Source organism: Streptococcus anginosus (genome assembly GCF_001697145.1).
Classification (GTDB): Bacteria; Bacillota; Bacilli; order Lactobacillales; family Streptococcaceae; genus Streptococcus; species Streptococcus hominis.
The window spans coordinates 839553-858777 of the sequence record NZ_CP012719.1; the positions used below are offsets into that span (position 1 = coordinate 839553).

The 19225-nt window shown below is 40.4% G+C and carries 18 protein-coding genes; 17 read left to right on the forward strand and 1 reads right to left on the reverse strand.

Annotated elements, in window-relative coordinates:
* Nucleotides 1–15 precede the first annotated feature (15 nt).
* The 16 genes from SanJ4206_RS04095 (at nt 16) to SanJ4206_RS04170 (ending at nt 16952) form a co-directional block, all read left to right on the forward strand.
* A complete protein-coding gene (locus tag SanJ4206_RS04095; RefSeq protein ID WP_003027993.1) occupies nt 16–789 on the forward strand; it encodes a TIGR01457 family HAD-type hydrolase in 774 nt (257 codons plus the stop codon).
* The gene (locus SanJ4206_RS04100; protein ID WP_003027994.1) at nt 779–1417 is read left to right on the forward strand and encodes a TIGR01906 family membrane protein; all 639 of its coding nucleotides are present in this window, start codon (nt 779–781) and stop codon (nt 1415–1417) included. Before SanJ4206_RS04095 ends, SanJ4206_RS04100 begins: the two co-directional genes overlap by 11 nt.
* The gene (locus tag SanJ4206_RS04105) at nt 1417–2367 is read left to right on the forward strand and encodes a CPBP family intramembrane glutamic endopeptidase (protein WP_003027995.1); all 951 of its coding nucleotides are present in this window, start codon (nt 1417–1419) and stop codon (nt 2365–2367) included. Before SanJ4206_RS04100 ends, SanJ4206_RS04105 begins: the two co-directional genes overlap by 1 nt.
* Nucleotides 2368–2445: 78 nt before the next feature.
* Complete coding sequence (gene ndk / locus SanJ4206_RS04110; protein ID WP_003024857.1) at nt 2446–2868, forward strand: nucleoside-diphosphate kinase; 423 nt, start codon at nt 2446–2448, stop codon at nt 2866–2868.
* Between the two features lie 151 nt (nt 2869–3019).
* Nucleotides 3020–3910 (forward strand): RNase adapter RapZ, encoded by an 891-nt coding sequence (gene rapZ, locus SanJ4206_RS04115; protein WP_003024854.1) that lies wholly within the window; start codon nt 3020–3022, stop codon nt 3908–3910.
* A complete protein-coding gene (locus tag SanJ4206_RS04120) occupies nt 3907–4884 on the forward strand; it encodes a YvcK family protein (RefSeq protein ID WP_003027996.1) in 978 nt (325 codons plus the stop codon). The genes rapZ and SanJ4206_RS04120 overlap by 4 nt, the downstream gene beginning before the upstream one ends.
* A complete protein-coding gene (gene whiA / locus SanJ4206_RS04125) occupies nt 4881–5792 on the forward strand; it encodes a DNA-binding protein WhiA (protein WP_003027997.1) in 912 nt (303 codons plus the stop codon). Before SanJ4206_RS04120 ends, whiA begins: the two co-directional genes overlap by 4 nt.
* Nucleotides 5793–6073: 281 nt before the next feature.
* Nucleotides 6074–6595, forward strand: a complete 522-nt coding sequence (gene pyrR, locus SanJ4206_RS04130; protein ID WP_003027998.1) for a bifunctional pyr operon transcriptional regulator/uracil phosphoribosyltransferase PyrR — start codon at nt 6074–6076, stop codon at nt 6593–6595.
* A gap of 4 nt (nt 6596–6599) precedes the next feature.
* A complete protein-coding gene (locus SanJ4206_RS04135; protein WP_003024843.1) occupies nt 6600–7868 on the forward strand; it encodes a uracil-xanthine permease family protein in 1269 nt (422 codons plus the stop codon).
* A 58-nt stretch (nt 7869–7926) separates the two neighbouring features.
* Entirely contained in the window at nt 7927–8850 is a 924-nt protein-coding gene (locus SanJ4206_RS04140; RefSeq protein WP_003028000.1) for an aspartate carbamoyltransferase catalytic subunit, read from the forward strand.
* Between the two features lie 38 nt (nt 8851–8888).
* Nucleotides 8889–9977 (forward strand): carbamoyl phosphate synthase small subunit, encoded by a 1089-nt coding sequence (locus SanJ4206_RS04145; protein WP_003028001.1) that lies wholly within the window; start codon nt 8889–8891, stop codon nt 9975–9977.
* A 27-nt stretch (nt 9978–10004) separates the two neighbouring features.
* Nucleotides 10005–13184, forward strand: a complete 3180-nt coding sequence (gene carB, locus SanJ4206_RS04150; protein WP_003028002.1) for a carbamoyl-phosphate synthase large subunit — start codon at nt 10005–10007, stop codon at nt 13182–13184.
* Nucleotides 13185–13446: 262 nt separating this feature from the next.
* Entirely contained in the window at nt 13447–14685 is a 1239-nt protein-coding gene (locus SanJ4206_RS04155; RefSeq protein WP_003028003.1) for an MFS transporter, read from the forward strand.
* A gap of 94 nt (nt 14686–14779) precedes the next feature.
* On the forward strand, nt 14780–15658 hold the full coding sequence (locus SanJ4206_RS04160) for a LysR family transcriptional regulator (protein ID WP_003028004.1): 879 nt from the start codon (nt 14780–14782) through the stop codon (nt 15656–15658).
* An 85-nt stretch (nt 15659–15743) separates the two neighbouring features.
* Entirely contained in the window at nt 15744–16487 is a 744-nt protein-coding gene (locus SanJ4206_RS04165; RefSeq protein WP_003028005.1) for a carboxymuconolactone decarboxylase family protein, read from the forward strand.
* Between the two features lie 24 nt (nt 16488–16511).
* Nucleotides 16512–16952 carry a cupin domain-containing protein gene (locus SanJ4206_RS04170; protein ID WP_003028006.1) on the forward strand — a complete coding sequence of 147 codons (441 nt, stop codon included), beginning with the start codon at nt 16512–16514 and terminating at the stop codon, nt 16950–16952.
* Between the two features lie 357 nt (nt 16953–17309).
* Here SanJ4206_RS04170 and SanJ4206_RS04175 read toward each other — a convergent pair whose 3' ends face one another.
* Nucleotides 17310–18218 carry a LysR family transcriptional regulator gene (locus tag SanJ4206_RS04175; protein WP_003028007.1) on the reverse strand — a complete coding sequence of 303 codons (909 nt, stop codon included), beginning with the start codon at nt 18216–18218 and terminating at the stop codon, nt 17310–17312.
* A gap of 194 nt (nt 18219–18412) precedes the next feature.
* Between SanJ4206_RS04175 and SanJ4206_RS04180 the strand changes: the two genes are divergently transcribed.
* Nucleotides 18413–19219, forward strand: coding sequence for a dihydroorotate dehydrogenase electron transfer subunit (locus SanJ4206_RS04180; protein WP_157622027.1), 807 nt, complete (start codon nt 18413–18415; stop codon nt 19217–19219).
* The last annotated feature ends 6 nt before the right edge of the window (nt 19220–19225 follow it).

Here is a 19225-nt window from a genome sequence, read left to right on the forward strand (position 1 = left end):
AATAGAAAGAGAAGTATGACCTACAAAGGATATTTAATTGATTTAGACGGAACGATTTATAAAGGAAAAGACCGAATCCCAGCGGGAGAAGCTTTTGTCCATGAATTGCAGCGGCGTAATATTCCATATTTATTTGTGACGAACAATACAACACGTACTCCTGAGACTGTTCAAACAATGCTAGCAGAACAATTCAATGTTGAAACGCCGATTGAAACGATTTATACAGCGACTTTAGCAACGGTTGACTACTTAAATGATAAAAATCTAGGCAAGAAAGTCTATGTTATCGGTGATGTCGGACTTAAGCAAGCCATTGCAGAAGCTGGCTATGTCGAAGATACTGATAACCCAGATTATGTAGTTGTTGGATTGGACTGGGAAGTGGACTATGAAAAATTGTCAATTGCTACTTTAGCTATTCAAAAGGGAGCTCATTTCGTAGGAACTAATCCGGATCTTAATATTCCAACAGAGCGCGGTCTCATGCCTGGAGCAGGATCGATTATTACTCTCATTGAAGTAGCAACTCGTGTGAAACCTGTTTATATCGGGAAGCCAAATGCAATTATCATGGAAAAGGCGGTTGAGCATCTAGGACTACCACGCGAGGAAGTGATAATGGTTGGGGATAATTACCTGACGGACATTCGGGCTGGGATTGACAATGGTATCCCTACGCTTCTGGTGACAACTGGCTTTACGAAACCAGAAGAAGTGCCAGGCTTGCCAATCCAACCAGATTATGTACTTTCTAGCCTAGCGGAGTGGGATTTTGATGCGCACTAAACTGACCTTTTGGCTGAGTATGCTCTGCTTTTTAGCAACAGCCATTTTGTTGACCATTTATCTGACTTGGCTGTTTTATCCTTTGGAAATTTCTTGGTTGCATTTAGAAAATCAAGTTTACCTCAAATCTGCAACCATTCAGCACAATTTCAATATTTTGATGAATTACCTAACCAATCCATTTCAGCAAAAGCTCTCCATGCCTGATTTTCGCTCATCAGCAGCAGGTCTGCACCATTTTCAAGTCGTGAAATATCTTTTTCATCTGGCGCAAGTCGCTTTTCTAGCAACCTTACCAGCGGTTTGTTTGTTTGCAAAAAACATTATAAAAAAAAGATACCTATCTGTCTTTTCCAAAGCGATTTTAGCTATTATTTGGTTGCCTATTGTAATTGCTGGTGTGGCGCTGGGGATTGGCTTTGATGCGTTTTTTACTCTCTTTCATCATATTTTATTTGTTGGGGATAATACTTGGTTATTTGACCCTGCTAAAGATCCTGTCATTTGGATATTACCAGAAGAATTTTTCCTCCACGCCTTTCTTTTGTTTTTTGTTCTTTATGAAGGTTTTGCTGTGGGGCTATACCTGTGGAGTCGAAAAAGCTATTTGAAGAAGGAGGGAAACTGATGCTAGTCAATCAGCAAGTACGAAAAGATGTTAGTTTATTTTCTGCTTTGTGTCTGCTTTATGTCTTCGTCATGACAATGATTAGCTTGATTTATCAAACGATTGTAACCTTGTTTCAAGCGATTCGTTATCCCGGAAACCTTGAGAAAATCCAAAAAGCAACGGAAAGCTTTATGTCACGCGATGGTAGTTATTATCTAATTGCTGTCTGTGCAGGAGTATTTATCTTTTGGTTGTATCGGGACGGAAAATTATTTAAGTCTGATTTACGAACGCAGAAAAGGGTCATGACTCCCAAAACGTTTGGAATAGTTTTATCATTCTTACTTCTGGGTCAATTAGGTTTTGTACTCTTTAATCAAATATTCGAAGCAGTATTGAATATCTTCGGATTTAGCTTATTTAGAGCCATTGAATCAGCTTCCGCAGGCTCAGATAGTGTAACGATGTTTTTGTATGCAGGTTTTTTCGGTCCTGTTTCAGAAGAGTTGATTTTTCGCGGGGCGGGCTTACGAACATTTGAAAAATATGGAAAAGTCTTTGCGATTCTGATGTCTTCCCTCATATTTGGTTTATTTCATGGGAATATCCCGCAGTTCTTTTTTGCAGCTTTTGTTGGAATTGTCTTCTCTTATGTGACCTTGGAGTATTCAATTCTCTGGGCAATGGTTTTCCACGTTTTTAATAACTTGGTCATCGGAGATGGTTTAACTTATTTGTATTCGTTTTTGTCGGACGATATAGGTGGTCTCTTACACTTATTTATCCTGCTAGTCGGTGCAAGTGTTGCAGTAATTTTCCTGTTTAAAAACAAAGTAGACATAAAAATGTATGTACAAGAAAATCGTTCATTTCCAGGGACCTATAGGCAAGCTTTTCGTTCTGTTTGGTTCTGGATTTTTGCAATCTTCATGTTTTTAACATCTTTGACCTTAATAAGTCATTTGTGAAAGAAGATTTTTGAAAGGACTTTCAACTTTCTTTCATTTATGATAAAATAAAGGTAACAAAAGAGGAGCGTGTCAATCATGGAACAAACATTTTTTATTATAAAACCAGACGGCGTAAAACGTGGCTTGGTTGGAGAAGTACTGAAGCGCGTAGAACAACGTGGTTACAAAATCGAACGTTTGGAAATGAGAACCAATGTTTCAAATGAGTTAATTGATCAGCATTATGAAGCCCTATTAACGAAAGATTTTTATCCTTCAATCCGTGATTATATGACAAGCGGGCCTGTGATTATCGGTGTTTTATCGGGAAGCCAAGTGATTTCAGGTTGGCGTCACATGATGGGCGCTACTCGTCCGGAAGAAGCTCTACCGGGAACTATTCGCGGAGATTTTGCACAAGCAGCTGAAGCTGGTGAAACGATTCGAAATGTTGTTCATGGTTCAGATTCTGAAGAGTCTGCCAAACGGGAAATTGCGCTTTGGTTTGGTAATCATTAAAACATAGTAGTATAAATTCGAGAGAGTACAGATAGCCATTGCTTTTGTTCTCTCTTTTTTACTATCCGAATTGTACTGGGTGTGTTATAATAAAAAGGAATTGGAAATGTTTTAATATACTGAAAATTAATTGTTTTATCAAGGAGGAGATATGTCAGACAAACAAATTCATTTAGTAATTGTAACGGGGATGAGTGGAGCGGGAAAGACCGTAGCCATCCAGTCTTTTGAAGATTTGGGCTATTTTACGATTGATAATATGCCCCCCACGCTGGTTCCTAAATTTTTGCAGTTAATCGAAACAACGCAAGACAACGACAAGATTGCTATGGTTGTAGATATGCGTAGTCGTTCCTTCTTTTCTGAGATTCAGAAAGTTCTAGATGAGATTGAAAGTAACGCTGGACTTGATTTTAAGATTTTGTTTTTAGATGCGGCAGATACAGAATTAGTTGCACGTTACAAGGAAACGCGGCGTAGCCACCCCTTAGCAGCAGACGGTCGTATTTTAGACGGGATTAAGTTGGAGCGGGAATTACTTGCACCGCTGAAAAATATGAGTCAAAATGTAGTAGACACGACCGAATTAACACCGCGCGGGTTGCGTAAAACCATTTCTGAACATTTTTCAGATCCAACGAAACTCCAATCGTTTCGCATTGAAGTGGTGAGTTTTGGCTTTAAATATGGTATTCCGCTAGATGCCGACCTTGTTTTTGATGTACGTTTTTTACCAAATCCATATTACCAACCAGAACTTCGCAATCAAACAGGACTTGATAAACCAGTTTATGATTATGTGATGAATCATACGGAGTCAGAAGAATTTTATCAGCACTTAGTGGCTCTTATCAAACCGATTTTACCCGGCTATAAAAAAGAGGGGAAATCTGTTTTAACAATTGCGGTTGGTTGTACAGGCGGTCAACACAGAAGTGTGGCTTTTGCACAACGTCTAGCAGATGATTTGGCAAGCGAATGGACCGTTCATTCATCACATCGAGACAAAGACCGCAGAAAGGAAACGGTGAATCGTTCATGAGGAGACCGAAGATTGCTGTTATTGGTGGTGGAACCGGAATTTCGGTCATTTTGGACAGTTTACGTAAGAAAGATGTAGACATTGCTGCTATTGTGACGGTCGCTGATGACGGAGGAAGTTCGGGGGAATTGCGAAAAAACATTCAACAATTGACACCACCTGGTGATTTGCGAAATGTTTTGGTAGCTTTATCGGACATGCCGCGCTTTTATGAGAAAGTTTTTCAATATCGCTTTGCAGATGAAGACGGTGCTTTAGCGGGACATCCACTTGGAAACTTGATTATTGCAGGTATTTCAGAAATGCAGGGGTCGACTTACAATGCTATGCAGCTACTGACTAAGTTTTTCCATACAACTGGCAAAATTTATCCGTCTTGTGATACACCTTTAACGCTTCATGCTGTTTTTACAGACGGAAGTGAGGTCGCTGGAGAAAGTCATCTCGCAGAACACCAAGGTATGATTGAGCGGGTTTATGTGACCAATACCTATAATGACCAGAAGCCGGTGGCTAGTCGCAAAGTGGTAGAGACGATTTTAAAAAGTGATATGGTTGTTTTGGGACCAGGGTCATTGTTTACCTCTATCTTACCCAATATGATGATTGAAGAAATTGGACAAGCGCTCTTGGAAACCCAAGCAGAGATTGCTTATGTTTGTAATATTATGACGCAGCGTGGTGAAACCGAGCATTTCACAGATAGTGACCACGTGGCTGTTTTGCATCGTCATCTTGGGAAAGCATTTATTGACACGGTTTTAGTAAACATTGAGCAAGTTCCTCAAGAGTATATGAATTCTAATAAATTTGATGAGTATTTGGTGCAGGTTGAGCATGATTTTAAAGGTTTGAAAGAGCAAGTACCTCGTGTCATTTCGTCTAATTTTCTTCGCTTGGAAAATGGCGGAGCTTTTCATGATGGTGAATCAGTCGTTGATGAACTTATGCAGATTATACAGGTGCGCAAATGAGTTTTACCATTAAAGTGAAAGAAGAACTGCTTGGTCTAGGCAAAAAAGATAAAATGGAATTATCGGCTATCATTAAGATGTCAGGCAGCTTAGGAATTTCTAGTCAAGGCTTAACATTATCTGTTACGACAGAAAATGCAAAAATCGCTCGTCACATTTATGAATTGTTGGCAGCTTTTTATCAAGTCAAATCGGATATTCGTCATCATCAAAAAGCGAATCTTCGGAAAAACCGTGTTTATACTGTTTTTTTAGACGAAGGTGTGGAACAAATTTTAGCCGATTTACACTTGGCAGACTCCTTTTTTGGGATTGAAGCAGGCATTGGCCAAGCTATTTTATCAGATGATGAAGCGAGCCGATCGTATTTACGAGGAGCATTTTTATCCACGGGCAGTATGCGTGATCCAGATTCTGGGAAATATCAACTGGAAATCTTATCGGTCTATTCTGACCATGCGGAAGATTTAGCAGCTTTGATGCGAAAGTTTTTATTGGATGCCAAGACAATTGAGCGCAAAAAAGGCTCAGTAACCTATCTGCAGCGAGCTGAGGACATTATGGATTTTTTGATTGTGATTGGGGCTATGAAAGCAATGACTGAGTTTGAGTCGGTCAAGGTCTTGCGAGAGGCTAGAAATGATCTGAATCGGACGAATAATGCGGAAACGGCGAATATTGCTCGAACGGTGACGGCTAGTATGAGGACCATTCACAATATTGGCAAGATTATTGATACAGTTGGTTTAGAAAGTTTGCCAGTTGATTTGCAAGAGGTAGCTTATCTGCGTGTCAATCATCCGGATTATTCTATCCAGCAGTTGGCAGAAAGTCTTAGTAAGCCTTTGACGAAAAGTGGTGTCAATCATCGCTTGAGGAAAATCAATAAAATCGCAAATAAGTTGTAGAAAATGCAAAGAAATGTGACTTATATATTATAGGCGGAATCAATTTGAAAATTTCCATTAAAACTTTACGGTTTTCTCTTGAAGATTTTCAAAAAGTGTGATATAGTTATAAAAATTAAATAATCCTTTAAATCTGTCCCGTGAGGCAGACAAGGAGTCAAAGTATAAGATGGTGTAGCACAGTGAGGCTGTTAGCAGTTTCTCTATGCTTACCTAGATTTTCTGAAGTCTCCTTGTGAAGGAGACTTTTTCTTTTATCTTTTTTATGCAGGAGGTTTTCCATGAAAACAAAAGAAGTTGTCGATGGTTTGACAATGAAACGTGCCATTACACGGATCACTTATGAAATCATTGAGCGCAACAAAGAGCTAGACAAGATTGTCTTGATTGGTATAAAAACACGGGGTGTTTACATTGCACAGCGGATTCAGGAGCGGTTGGCACAGCTTGAAAAGATCAATGTACCTATCGGTGAGTTGGATACTAAACCATTCCGTGATGACTTTAAAGTGGAAGAAGATACAACACATGTTCCTGTTGATATTACAGACCGCGAAGTCATCTTGGTAGATGATGTCCTCTATACAGGACGCACCATTCGTGCTGCTATTGATAATCTAGTTAGCTTGGGACGTCCATCACGCGTGAGCTTGGCTGTTTTAGTAGACCGCGGACACCGTGAATTGCCGATTCGAGCAGATTATGTGGGCAAAAACATTCCAACTAGTCGAACAGAAGAAATTATTGTGGAAATGATAGAACAGGATGGTCAAGACCGTGTCTTGATTGCGGAGGAGTTATAAGAAAATGAGTCAAGATGTGAAATATGATGTACACGATATGCCAAAACCTGGTTTGCTTGTAGGATTGTCCTTTCAGCATTTGTTTGCCATGTTTGGAGCAACGGTTCTTGTTCCAATTCTGGTTGGAATTGACCCAGCAGTTGCCTTGTTTTCAAGCGGTCTAGGAACCTTGGCACACTTAACAGTTACCAAGTACAAAGTGCCAGCTTATATGGGGTCTAGTTTCGCTTATATTGCAGCTATGCAAATGTTGATGAAAACAGACGGTATCGCAGCAGTCGCTCAAGGTGCCATTACAGGTGGTTTGGTTTACTTCATTGTAGCTCTTATTGTGAAGTTCGCTGGGAATGCTTGGATTGATAAGATTTTGCCGCCAGTTGTTGTAGGACCAATCATTATGGTTATTGGACTAAGTCTGGCCAGCACAGCGGTAAACGATGTCATGTTAAAAGATGGTAAATACAATTTAACTTATTTCATCATTGGAATTGTCACTCTCTTTGCAGTCATCCTCTTTAATATCTATGGTAAAAAGATTGTTGGAATTATTCCGGTGCTGTTGGGCTTGATTGTCGGATATGTCTTCGCGCTCATTCTTGGAGCGGTAACAGGAGAAGAAATTATTTCCTTTGCAAAAGTTTCTCAAGCTTCATGGTTCCATGTCCCGCCTATGCATCTTCCTTTCTTAGACTATAATGTAAAATTTTATCCAAGTGCGATTTTAACAATGGCGCCAATTGCCTTTGTAACTATGACGGAGCACTTTGGTCATGTTATGGTATTGAATAGCTTGACTGGAAAAGATTTCTTTAAAGACCCAGGATTGGATAAAACTCTTGCCGGAGATGGTCTTGCACAAGTTATCGCTGGGATTTTCGGTGCGCCACCAGTAACGAGTTACGGTGAAAATATCGGTGTGATGGCTCTCAATAAAATCTATAGCGTCTATGTTATTGCAGGTGCAGCAGTACTTGCGATTGTGATGAGTTTTGTCGGAAAAGTATCGGCACTCTTACAGTCCATTCCAACTCCAGTTCTAGGCGGTATTTCTATTGCGCTCTTTGGAGTCATCGCTTCTAGTGGTTTGAAAATTTTAATTGAAAAACAAACAGACTTTGATAATAAGAAAAATCTGTTAATTGCCAGTGTAATTTTAGTCGCTGGGATTGGCGGCTTAACGCTTCAACTTTCAGGTCTGCAAATTTCAGGGGTTGCCTTGTCAACGGTTCTTGGAATTGTGCTCTATCTTATCTTGCCAGAACCTAAAAATTAGTTTGAATTCTTAACTTTATTGAAAGAAACGCCGTATCTAATAAAAGGAGAAATACACCATGTCATCTAATCAAATCGCTCTTAAAAATGTTGTCTCTATGGAAACTCTTACCAATGAGGAAGTCTTAAGTTTAATCAAACGTGGCATTGAATTTAAAAATGGAGCAAAAGCTCATTATGATGAACAGCATATTATCGCTAATCTTTTCTTTGAGCCCTCTACGCGAACACATAAAGCCTTTGAAGTAGCGGAATTAAAGCTAGGTTGTGACCTGTTAGATTTTGATTCAAAGACCAGCTCTATCAACAAAGGAGAGACCTTATATGATACGATTTTAACCATGTCAGCGCTCGGAGTGGATGTCTGTGTCATTCGTCATCCAGAAGTGGACTATTACAAGGAATTAGTCGAAAGTCCAACGATTACAACTTCAATTGTGAATGGTGGTGATGGCTCTGGACAACATCCGAGTCAAAGTTTGCTAGATTTGATGACCATTTATCAAGAGTTTGGGCATTTTGATGGCTTGAAGATTGCGATTGCAGGCGACTTAGATCATTCACGAGTGGCGAAGTCAAATATGCAAATCTTGAAGCGTCTGGGTGCAGAACTTTATTTTGCAGGTCCAGAGGTATGGAGAAGTGAAGAATTTGCAGATTATGGGCAATTTGTCACACTTGATGAAGTCGTTGACCAAGTGGATGTCTTAATGCTTTTGCGCGTGCAGCACGAGCGTCATGATGACGATTCACTCTTTTCAAAAGAAAATTATCATAGATTGCACGGCTTAACTCAGGAACGATATGACAGACTGAAGGATACAGCCATCATCATGCATCCAGCTCCAGTCAATCGCGATGTTGAAATTGCAGATCATCTGGTAGAAGCTCCAAAATCGCGGATTGTAGAGCAAATGACAAATGGTGTATTTGTCCGTATGGCAATTATTGAGTCTGTTTTAAATGGACGAAAAGAGCAATAGACACTAAGGTATTGCTGTAAGAACAAACGGAGGGGAAAATGGAAAAACGCTTGTTAATTCTGGAAGATGGTACAGTATTTGAAGGAGAGGCATTCGGGGCTGATATAGATGTGACTGGAGAAATCGTCTTTAATACAGGTATGACTGGCTACCAAGAATCCATTACGGATCAGTCTTACAATGGGCAAATCTTGACTTTCACTTATCCGTTAATCGGAAATTATGGAATCAACCGCGACGACTATGAATCGATCACTCCCACTTGCAAGGGAGTGGTCGTTTATGAGTGGGCACGCCGAGCGAGCAATTGGCGCAATCAGATGACGCTAGATGAATTTCTAAAGGTCAAGAAAATTCCAGGAATTGCTGGTATTGATACGCGAGCATTGACGAAAATCATTCGGCAGCATGGAACGATGAAAGCAACAATAGCCAATGTAGGCGACCAAATGGTGCATCTGCAAGATCAGTTGAAGGCGACCGTTTTGCCGACCGATAATATCAAACAAGTTTCAACAAAGACACCGTATCCAGCACCAAGTTCAGGTCCTAGTATTGTGTTAGTTGATTTTGGATTGAAACATTCGATTCTTCGTGAATTAGCGGCACGCAATTGTAATGTGACAGTTGTTCCCTATGATACAAGTGCAGCAGATATTCTTCACCTTCACCCTGACGGTGTCATGTTATCCAACGGTCCAGGTAATCCAGATGATGTACCGCAAGTGCTAGACATGATTCGAGGGATTCAAGGTAAAATTCCTCTTTTTGGTATCTGCATGGGACATCAACTTTTTAGTAAGGCAAATGGAGCTCAGACTTATAAAATGAAATTCGGTCACCGTGGTTTTAATCATGCTGTCAGAGAGATTGCGACAGGGCGAATTGATTTTACCAGCCAAAATCATGGTTATGCTGTTAGTCGGGAAAATTTTCCGAGCGAGTTGCTGATTACGCATGAGGAAATCAATGACAAGTCTATTGAAGGTGTGCGACATCGGTTTTTCCCTGCTTTTTCAGTGCAGTTTCATCCTGATGCTGCACCAGGACCACATGATGCCAGTTATCTCTTTGATGAGTTTATGGAAATGATTGATGCTTTTAAACAACAGCATAGTTCATTGTAATCAATGGATTAGGAATAGGAGAAAAACATGCCAAAACGTACAGATATTCAGAAAATTATGGTGATTGGCTCTGGTCCCATTGTCATTGGACAGGCTGCTGAGTTTGATTATGCAGGAACGCAGGCTTGCTTGTCTTTGAAAGAAGAAGGCTACACAGTCGTTTTAGTTAATTCCAATCCTGCAACGATTATGACAGACAAGGAAATTGCTGACAAGGTTTATATTGAACCAATCACGCTGGAATTTGTCACTAGAATCTTACGGAAAGAGCGACCAGATGCACTTCTGCCGACATTGGGTGGGCAAACAGGACTCAATATGGCAATGGAATTATCCAAAAAAGGTATCTTGGATGAGCTAGGTGTCGAACTTTTAGGAACTAAGCTGTCGGCTATTGATCAAGCTGAGGATCGTGATTTGTTTAAGCAGCTCATGGAAGAGTTGGAACAGCCTATTCCAGAATCCGAAATTGTAAATACAGTCGAAGAAGCGGTAGACTTTGCAGCGAAAATAGGCTACCCAGTCATTGTTCGCCCAGCCTTTACTTTAGGGGGAACTGGCGGCGGAATGTGTGCCAATGAGGAAGAATTGCGAGAGATTGCTGAAAATGGTCTGAAATTATCTCCGGTGACTCAGTGTTTGATTGAGCGCTCTATTGCTGGTTTCAAAGAAATTGAGTACGAAGTTATGCGCGATGCAGCTGACAATGCTTTGGTGGTCTGCAATATGGAAAACTTTGATCCAGTCGGTGTACACACAGGTGATTCCATTGTCTTTGCGCCAACGCAAACTATTTCGGATTATGAAAATCAAATGTTGCGGGATGCTAGCTTGAAAATTATCCGTGCTCTAAAAATCGAAGGAGGCTGTAATGTGCAGTTGGCATTGGATCCACATAGCTTTAATTACTATGTCATTGAAGTCAATCCGCGCGTGTCTCGTTCATCTGCCTTAGCTTCTAAAGCAACGGGTTATCCTATTGCTAAATTGGCTGCAAAAATCGCCATTGGCTTGACACTAGATGAAGTTATTAATCCGGTCACAGGCACAACTTATGCCATGTTTGAACCGGCTCTGGATTATGTTGTAGCTAAAATTCCACGTTTTCCTTTTGATAAATTTGAACATGGAGAACGTCATCTGGGAACGCAGATGAAAGCTACCGGTGAGGTCATGGCTATTGGGCGTAACATTGAGGAAAGTCTTCTTAAAGCCTGTCGTTCTCTGGAAATTGGTGTTGATCATAATGAAATGCCAGAACTAAATCAAGTGGCAGATGATGATTTACTAGAAAAAGTCGTCAAAGCTCAGGATGATCGTCTTTTCTATATATCTGAAGCCATTCGCCGTGGCTATGATATCGAAGAAATTGCAAAACTAACCAAGATTGATTTGTTCTTTCTGGATAAATTGCTTCACATTCATGAATTAGAGCAGGAGTTAATGACTCATGTTGGAGATGCAAATCTGCTTAGACAGGCTAAGCAAAACGGCTTTGCAGATACTAAGTTAGCTCGGCTTTGGGAAATGACAGCAGAAGAAATACGTCAATTTCGTAAAGAAGAGCGGATTCTTCCAGTCTATAAAATGGTTGACACCTGTGCAGCTGAGTTTGAATCAAGCACACCATATTTTTATTCTACTTATGCTTTGGAAAATGAATCAATCAAGTCAGACAAAGAATCTGTTCTGGTGCTAGGCTCTGGACCTATTCGGATTGGTCAAGGAGTAGAATTTGACTATGCGACCGTGCACTCGGTCAAGGCTATTCAAGCAACTGGCTATGAAGCTATTATTATGAATAGTAATCCGGAAACCGTCTCAACAGACTTCTCCATTTCTGATAAACTTTACTTTGAACCCTTGACTTTTGAAGATGTCATGAATGTCATTGAATTGGAAAAACCTAAGGGAGTTATCGTTCAGTTTGGTGGACAAACCGCTATCAATCTAGCTGAGCCATTGTCAAAAGCTGGTGTGAAAATTTTAGGTACTCAGGTAGCTGATCTTGACCGTGCAGAAGATCGTGATTTGTTTGAACAGGCTCTTAAGGATTTGAATATTCCGCAGCCACCAGGTCAGACAGCGACGAATGAAGAAGAAGCGGTGGTAGCAGCCAGCAAGATTGGCTTCCCAGTCTTGGTGCGTCCTTCTTATGTTCTGGGCGGTCGTGCTATGGAGATTGTAGAGAACGAAGCAGACCTTCGCTCCTATATGCGGACTGCTGTCAAGGCTAGTCCCGATCATCCGGTGTTGGTAGACTCTTACATTGTTGGCAAGGAATGTGAGGTAGATGCTATTTCAGACGGACATCAGGTCTTAATTCCAGGGATTATGGAACATATTGAACGGGCTGGAGTTCACTCAGGTGATTCTATGGCTGTTTATCCTCCGCAAACCTTATCTGCTCAAGTTCAGCGGACTATCGCCGATTATACTAAGAAATTGGCTATCGGACTTCACTGTATCGGTATGATGAACATTCAGTTTGTCATCAAAGATGAGAAGGTTTATGTCATTGAGGTCAATCCTCGTGCTAGCCGGACGGTGCCATTCTTGTCTAAAGTGACGGATATCCCTATGGCACAGGTGGCAACTAGGCTAATTTTAGGTCAAACTTTAGCGGAGCTAGGGTATGAAGATGGTCTTTATCCAGAAAGTCAAAATGTACATGTTAAAGCACCGGTCTTTTCCTTCACCAAGTTGGCCAAGGTAGATAGCCTTCTTGGTCCTGAAATGAAATCGACAGGTGAGGTTATGGGAACAGATGCAACTCTTGAAAAAGCTTTATACAAGGCTTTTGAAGCCTCTGATCTACATCTTCCAAACTTTGGCAATGTTGTCTTTACGATTGCGGATGAAAATAAGGAAGAAGCCCTCGCATTAGCGAAGCGTTTTGCAGCGATTGGATATAGTATTTTAGCAACACAGGGCACAGCGAAATTCTTTAAAGAAAATGGTGTTTCGACACAATTGGTTGAAAAAATTGGTACAGCCGATAACAATGACATTCCTGCCTTTGTTCGCAAAGGCAAGGTTCAGGCGATTATCAATACAGTCGGAACGAAGCGAACGGCTGATAAGCACGGTCAGGCTATCCGTCAATCAGCCATTGAGCATGGAGTTCCGCTATTTACAGCACTTGATACAGCTGATGCCATACTAAAGGTCTTAGAAAGTCGTAGCTTTATGACAGAAGCAATTTAGAGCAGTATTCTTTTTGTCATGATATTAAGTTCTTTTTTTAAAATCTCTTGACAAATCTATTTATCTATCTTATACTTAATACAATTAAATACAACTTTAATCATGTCCCGTGAGGCATAAAAGTAATCGTTAAAATGGATTAGTGCGCTAATCTACTATTTTACTGTAAACTTTTGGCTCAGGATTTCCTGAGCTTTTTGATTTTTAAGGCTGTATTCAATTAATAAATGTAGTCTGTGAGCTACGATTAAGGAGAATGTGCATGTCTTTAGACAAAAATAATAAGCGAGCATTAGTTGCTGCGATTGTTGCATCAGGAACGGATGACTTAAACGTCATGTTCTTAGCTTTTTCGATGTCATCTATTATTTCAGAATTAGGTGTTACTGGAGCGCAAGGAGGCTGGATTGCAACAATTACCAATCTGGGAATGTTGGTTGGAGGTTTGCTTTTTGGCTTATTGGCTGATCGCTATCACAAGTTCAAAGTCTTTAAATGGACGATTGTTATCTTTTCCTTGGCGACAGGACTGATTTACTTTACACAAAATATTTATTATCTCTATCTCATGCGTTTCATTGCTGGGATAGGCGTTGGCGGCGAGTATGGAGTTGCCATTGCGATTATGGCAGGGATTGTCCCTGTTGGAAAAATGGGGCGCATTTCATCTCTGAATGGAATTGCAGGGCAAATCGGTTCTATTACTTCAGCGCTTTTAGCAGGTTGGTTGGCACCGGCACTTGGATGGAAAGGTCTTTTCCTCTTTGGACTTGCCCCTATTGCTTTGGTTTTGTGGATGATGTTAGCAATTGACGATGATCATATTCGAGATAATGGCAATGTGAAATCAACGGCAAAAGAACGCCAGTCTGTTAAAATGAGCGAATTGTTTAAAACACCAGCTTTAACAGCTCAGACGGTAGCACTGATGGTTATGACGACGGTACAAATTGCTGGGTATTTTGGGATGATGAACTGGCTTCCAACCATTATCCAAACAAGCCTGCATATTTCTGTAAAAGATTCCTCACTTTGGATGGTCTCAACGATTTTGGGAATGTGTCTGGGAATGCTCATCTTCGGTCAAATCCTCGATAAATGGGGACCAAGATTTGTTTATTCAATCTTTCTTTTAGCTTCTTCTATGTGTGTTTACCTCTTCCAATTTGCCAATTCAATGCCAGCCATGATTGTCGGCGGTGCGATTGTCGGTTTCTTTGTAAATGGTATGTTTGCGGGTTATGGCGCGATGATTACGAGATTGTATCCAGCTCACATTCGCTCCACAGCTAATAATGTCATCTTAAATGTCGGGCGAGCAATTGGAGGCTTTTCATCTGTGATTATTGGGAAAATTTTAGATGTTTCAAGTGTCTCAATGGTCATGATTTTCCTAGCAAGTCTTTATTTGATTAGCTTTGCTGCCTTGTGGACGATTAGGAACTTAAAAGCAGAACGTTACTCACAATTAGGAGAAGAATTAGTTGCAAAAGAAGCGTAATGTATCAAGTTTTAATGAAAGTCTGTTCATTTGAATGACAGGCTTTTTGTATTTCATGATATAATGAAATCAGGCAAGTATAGGAGAAAATGGGATGAATTTTAAACAGCTATCGTATTTTCAGGATATTGTTCGTACAGGGAGTTTTACAGAAGCAGCAGAAGAAAATTTTATTTCGCAATCAGCCATGTCCCAACAGATGAAGTCGCTGGAAGAGGAGCTTGGTGTGACCCTTTTTGAACGAAAAAATCGCGGATTTCATTTAACGAGAGCTGGGAAATTTTTTTATCAAAAAAGTCAACGGTTGCTAGAAGATTATAATGTCTTGGTAGCTGATACACAAGTTTTGACAGGGACACAGCCAGTTTCCATGCGGATAGGCCTATTGTGGGGGATGACAGAGAGCGTACTGCCCCAGATTTTAGCTGAATTCAAAGAGCGTTTTCCAAGTGTTCAGTTGGAAATCACGGTAGGAAGTCACGAAGAGATTGGCACAGCACTGCGCCAGCAAAAGTTGGATATGACCATTAGCGACCAGCGAAAAGCATTTTCTGGCAATTATGCGAATATTTGCTTAACTTCTTTCCCTCTTTATGTCAGAGTTGGACATACTCATCCCTTGTCACAATCAAATTCTGTTCAGATGAAAGACTTGCAGGCTTATTCAGCTTTGTTATTAGCCGTGAAAGGCCAGGAAAAGATAGAATCTGATTATTATCGAGACAATCTTGGCTTTCAGTCGGAATTTAATTTTGCTTATTCTCTAGAAGAAGCATTGCAACTCATGGTTTCTACTGCTTATTTTCCATTTGAAAAAATGACTACTAAAGCAACTTCAAACCTTTATCACGAATTTCCTCTTTTGCAGAATCAGCAACCGATAGAGCGAGACTATTTTCTTTTTTATCATTTGGAGCGTGCTCATCCTTACACAGAAGATTTTTTAGAAATTGCTAAATGTCATTTCAGATAAGTTTTTCTTATCTGATTTTTCTTGCAATTCAAATTGATTTGTCAAAAGCAAAGCGGTACAATAAGAAATGTAGCGAGGAAATGTCATGGATATTGATAATAAAGTCTCTTTTCCGGATTTGCTAGGCTTATCTGAAACGGATCCAGAATTTGTTGCACTCTTTAAACAATTCGCTTTTCAGGAAGTGCCGAAAGACCTCCCCTTCTCATTAGATGAAAGAAGATATTACCTAGCCACTTTAGCTGTTTTAGTTGGCAGTCAAGGGCTTGAAGCTTATAAAGAGATTCTTCCCGTTGCTTTGGATAATGGGGTGAAAGCCGTGGAAGTCAAAGAATTGTTATATCAAGCGATTGCTTATCTAGGTCTTAGTCGTGTTTATGCCTTTTTCGCACCGACGAATACGATTTTTACCAATCAAGGAATTTCTCTTCCTTTGGCTAGTCAAAGAAATACGAAAAATCAAACTCGTTTAGAAGCTGGTGAGGAAGCTCAGATTGCAATTTTTGGCGAGCAGATGAAAGGTTTTGCGACAAAGGGAGAGTCGGATGTACGCCATATCAACAAATGGTTAGTCGATAATTGTTTCGGTGATTACTATACTCGCTCTAGCCTTGATTATGCTGAGCGTGAATTGCTGACATTTTGCTACCTTTATTCTCAAGGGGGCTGTGAACCGCAGCTAAAAGGGCACATTGCAGCCAATCTTCGCTTAGGAAATGACAAAACGTTGTTAATTGCAGTCATCTCTGCTTGTATCCCTTATATCGGTTATCCGCGTACTCTAAATGCACTTAGTTGTATCAACGAAGTTGTAAATGCACAACAGTAAATTTATCACAAAGGAAGTAGAAAAATGAAATATCAAACAAAAGAAGCCTTTGATAAGGCAAATCATTTCGGACTTGGTGCATCAAATGATGCTTATGCTCAATACTTTATCGGTCAATCGTATTTAAATTCCCTCGGTGCAACAAAAGATGGTGTAATCGCCCTTCATAATGTCACTTTTGAGCCTGGTTGTCGAAATAATTGGCATATTCACCACGCTAGCAAGGGCGGTGGACAAATTCTGATTTGTACGGCTGGTGAAGGTTGGTATCAAGAAGAAGGTAAAGAAGCAGTCAGCTTATCTGAAGGTTCTGTAGTGATTATCCCTGCGAATGTAAAGCACTGGCACGGTGCGAAAAAAGATTCTTGGTTCAGCCATATAGCGTTTGGTGTTCCTGGGGAAGATTTGTCAAACGAATGGTGTGAAGCTGTTTCAGACGAGGAATATAATCAATTAAAAGATTAGAAGAAACAATCATCTCAAGAGCAAGTATTGCGGATTTGATTGTTTGTATCATAAAAGAACCGTCTTTATACAACTATGCTAGTCTAGGTATTTCAAAGTCAGGAACAGACGGCGACAGACCTATGTATTAAAGAAAACAGCACAAACCTATCGTAAGAAAGTTTATGCTGTTTTTAATTGCGTAATTTTATTCTATTTTAAATGATAGGATAACAGTTTCTCGCTACACATAAAAATGAAAATGCTAGAAAAAACTCCCAACGCGATACAATAAAGGTGTTCAAGCTTATTGTAAAGCGATGGGAGAAAATATAGCATAAAAATTTCGTTGTTTATCACACATAAGATGATTATGGTTTACTTATCAAATTGAACTTCTTCTAACAAGTATTCAATGAATTTATCACCCATTTTAGACAAGCTAGCTTTTTCATGTTTAATATAAACCAGCTCAATAGGGTCATCAATATCTAGCGGAATGGAAACAATATTGTCACCGTTGAGGTTGCTGTTGAGAATACCAGTTGCGATAGTGTAACCGTCAAGACCAATCAAAAGATTGAAAAGGGTTGCTCGGTCACTGACAACGATGGATTTTTTATGGTGTTCTTGGGATAGGATTTCTTCTGAAAAGTAGAAAGAGTTGTGAGTTCCTTGGTCATAGCTCAGATAAGGAAAATCTTCTAGATCAGCTAGTTGAACCAGTTTTTTCTTTGCTAGAGGATTGCTCTTGCTGACAAAGATATGGGGCTGTGCGGTAAAGAGATGAGTGGCAAGCAAGTGATTGTCATCTAGCATTTTGGAGAGGACATCGCGGTTATAGCTGTTGAGAAACAGAACACCAATTTCACTACGGAAATTTTTGACGTCATCAATGATTTCCCAAGTTCGGGTTTCCCGCAGGAAGAGCTCGTACTTTTCCATGTCACTCTTTTTGAGCAGAGATACGAAAGCATTGACTACAAAGGCGTAGTGTTGGGAGGAAACGCTGAAAAGTTCTCGGTTAGCAACGGGATTTTTATAACGTTCTTCCAGCAGCTGGGTTTGCTCCACCACCTGACGAGCATAGGAGAGGAATTCCATCCCGTCCTTGGTCAGGGTAATGCCCTTGGGGTTGCGGATGAAAATCTCGATGCCCATCTCATTTTCCAGGTCACGGACGGCATTGGACAGGCTGGGCTGGGTGATAAACAACTGTTTGGCAGCTTCGTTCATACTGCCAGTTTCGACGATTTTGATAATATAATGTAATTGCTGAATTCTCATAAGCCTATTTTATCACATTAGCATTGACAAAACCCTTGTTAAGTTGTAAAATATGTTAAATTTAACCTTTAAGAAAGTCCAGCGAGGCTTCCAAGGTTTCAGGTGAAGGAAGAGTGGGAACAAGTCTGCTCTCTATTTTCGTGAGACCTTGCGTGTGTATGCGAGGTCTTTTTTGGTAAAGAAATGAGGTAGAAATGGTAAGTAGTTCGTGTAAGAAAAGATTTGGAAAAATCATGTTGGAGAAGATGAACATTGTGCATCAAGAGGAAATTGCTCCGCGAATTTTTGCTATGGATTTACAAGGGGAAATGGTTAGCCAGATGAAGGCTGGGCAGTTTCTACATATTCGAGTCCCAGATGATACGAAGCTTCTACGGCGACCTATTTCAATTTCAGAGATTGACAGAGAACAGAAAATCTGTCGGATTATTTACAGGATAGAAGGAGCGGGCACGGAGATTTTCTCTCAGCTGCAAAAAGGTTTTCAGTTGGATGTCATGGGTCCTCAAGGAAATGGGTTTGATTTATCTGGTTTGGGCATTGAAGATACAGCCTTAATCATAGGAGGCGGTATTGGTGTTCCGCCCTTGCTGCAAGTAGCAAAAGAATTACATATCAAAGGGGTCAAGGTCACTTCAGTTCTTGGATTTGCAACAAAAGCCACCGTTATTTTGGAAGAAGAGATGAAAAAATACGGTCGTGTCATCGTAACAACAGATGACGGTTCTTATGGTCGCAAAGGCTACGTTTCTTCTGTTGTGAATGAATTGCCAGAAAGTTTTACAGCGGTTTATGCTTGCGGAGCTCCCGGCATGCTCAAATATGTTGATGAAACATTTCGTAGTCATCCGCGAGCTTACATTTCTATGGAGTCACGAATGGCTTGTGGAATGGGGGCTTGCTATGCTTGCGTACTTCATGTGATTGGTGAGGATCAATCAGTCAATAAGCGTGTCTGTGAAGACGGTCCAGTTTTTGAGACTGGTACAGTTTTGGTGTAGGAGGTG

Bases quoted from the DNA above. Each gene is read 5' to 3' on its own strand.
- SanJ4206_RS04160 (WP_003028004.1), top strand. From the start codon at position 14,780: ATGAATTTTAAACAGCTATCGTATTTTCAGGATATTGTTCGTACAGGG.
- SanJ4206_RS04095 (WP_003027993.1), top strand. From the start codon at position 16: ATGACCTACAAAGGATATTTAATTGATTTAGACGGAACGATTTATAAA.
- carB (WP_003028002.1), top strand. From the start codon at position 10,005: ATGCCAAAACGTACAGATATTCAGAAAATTATGGTGATTGGCTCTGGT.
- rapZ (WP_003024854.1), top strand. From the start codon at position 3,020: ATGTCAGACAAACAAATTCATTTAGTAATTGTAACGGGGATGAGTGGA.
- SanJ4206_RS04145 (WP_003028001.1), top strand. From the start codon at position 8,889: ATGGAAAAACGCTTGTTAATTCTGGAAGATGGTACAGTATTTGAAGGA.
- SanJ4206_RS04175 (WP_003028007.1), bottom strand. From the start codon at position 18,218: ATGAGAATTCAGCAATTACATTATATTATCAAAATCGTCGAAACTGGC.
- SanJ4206_RS04165 (WP_003028005.1), top strand. From the start codon at position 15,744: ATGGATATTGATAATAAAGTCTCTTTTCCGGATTTGCTAGGCTTATCT.
- SanJ4206_RS04170 (WP_003028006.1), top strand. From the start codon at position 16,512: ATGAAATATCAAACAAAAGAAGCCTTTGATAAGGCAAATCATTTCGGA.
- SanJ4206_RS04155 (WP_003028003.1), top strand. From the start codon at position 13,447: ATGTCTTTAGACAAAAATAATAAGCGAGCATTAGTTGCTGCGATTGTT.
- SanJ4206_RS04105 (WP_003027995.1), top strand. From the start codon at position 1,417: ATGCTAGTCAATCAGCAAGTACGAAAAGATGTTAGTTTATTTTCTGCT.
- SanJ4206_RS04120 (WP_003027996.1), top strand. From the start codon at position 3,907: ATGAGGAGACCGAAGATTGCTGTTATTGGTGGTGGAACCGGAATTTCG.
- SanJ4206_RS04100 (WP_003027994.1), top strand. From the start codon at position 779: ATGCGCACTAAACTGACCTTTTGGCTGAGTATGCTCTGCTTTTTAGCA.
- pyrR (WP_003027998.1), top strand. From the start codon at position 6,074: ATGAAAACAAAAGAAGTTGTCGATGGTTTGACAATGAAACGTGCCATT.
- SanJ4206_RS04140 (WP_003028000.1), top strand. From the start codon at position 7,927: ATGTCATCTAATCAAATCGCTCTTAAAAATGTTGTCTCTATGGAAACT.
- whiA (WP_003027997.1), top strand. From the start codon at position 4,881: ATGAGTTTTACCATTAAAGTGAAAGAAGAACTGCTTGGTCTAGGCAAA.
- ndk (WP_003024857.1), top strand. From the start codon at position 2,446: ATGGAACAAACATTTTTTATTATAAAACCAGACGGCGTAAAACGTGGC.
- SanJ4206_RS04135 (WP_003024843.1), top strand. From the start codon at position 6,600: ATGAGTCAAGATGTGAAATATGATGTACACGATATGCCAAAACCTGGT.
- SanJ4206_RS04180 (WP_157622027.1), top strand. From the start codon at position 18,413: ATGGTAAGTAGTTCGTGTAAGAAAAGATTTGGAAAAATCATGTTGGAG.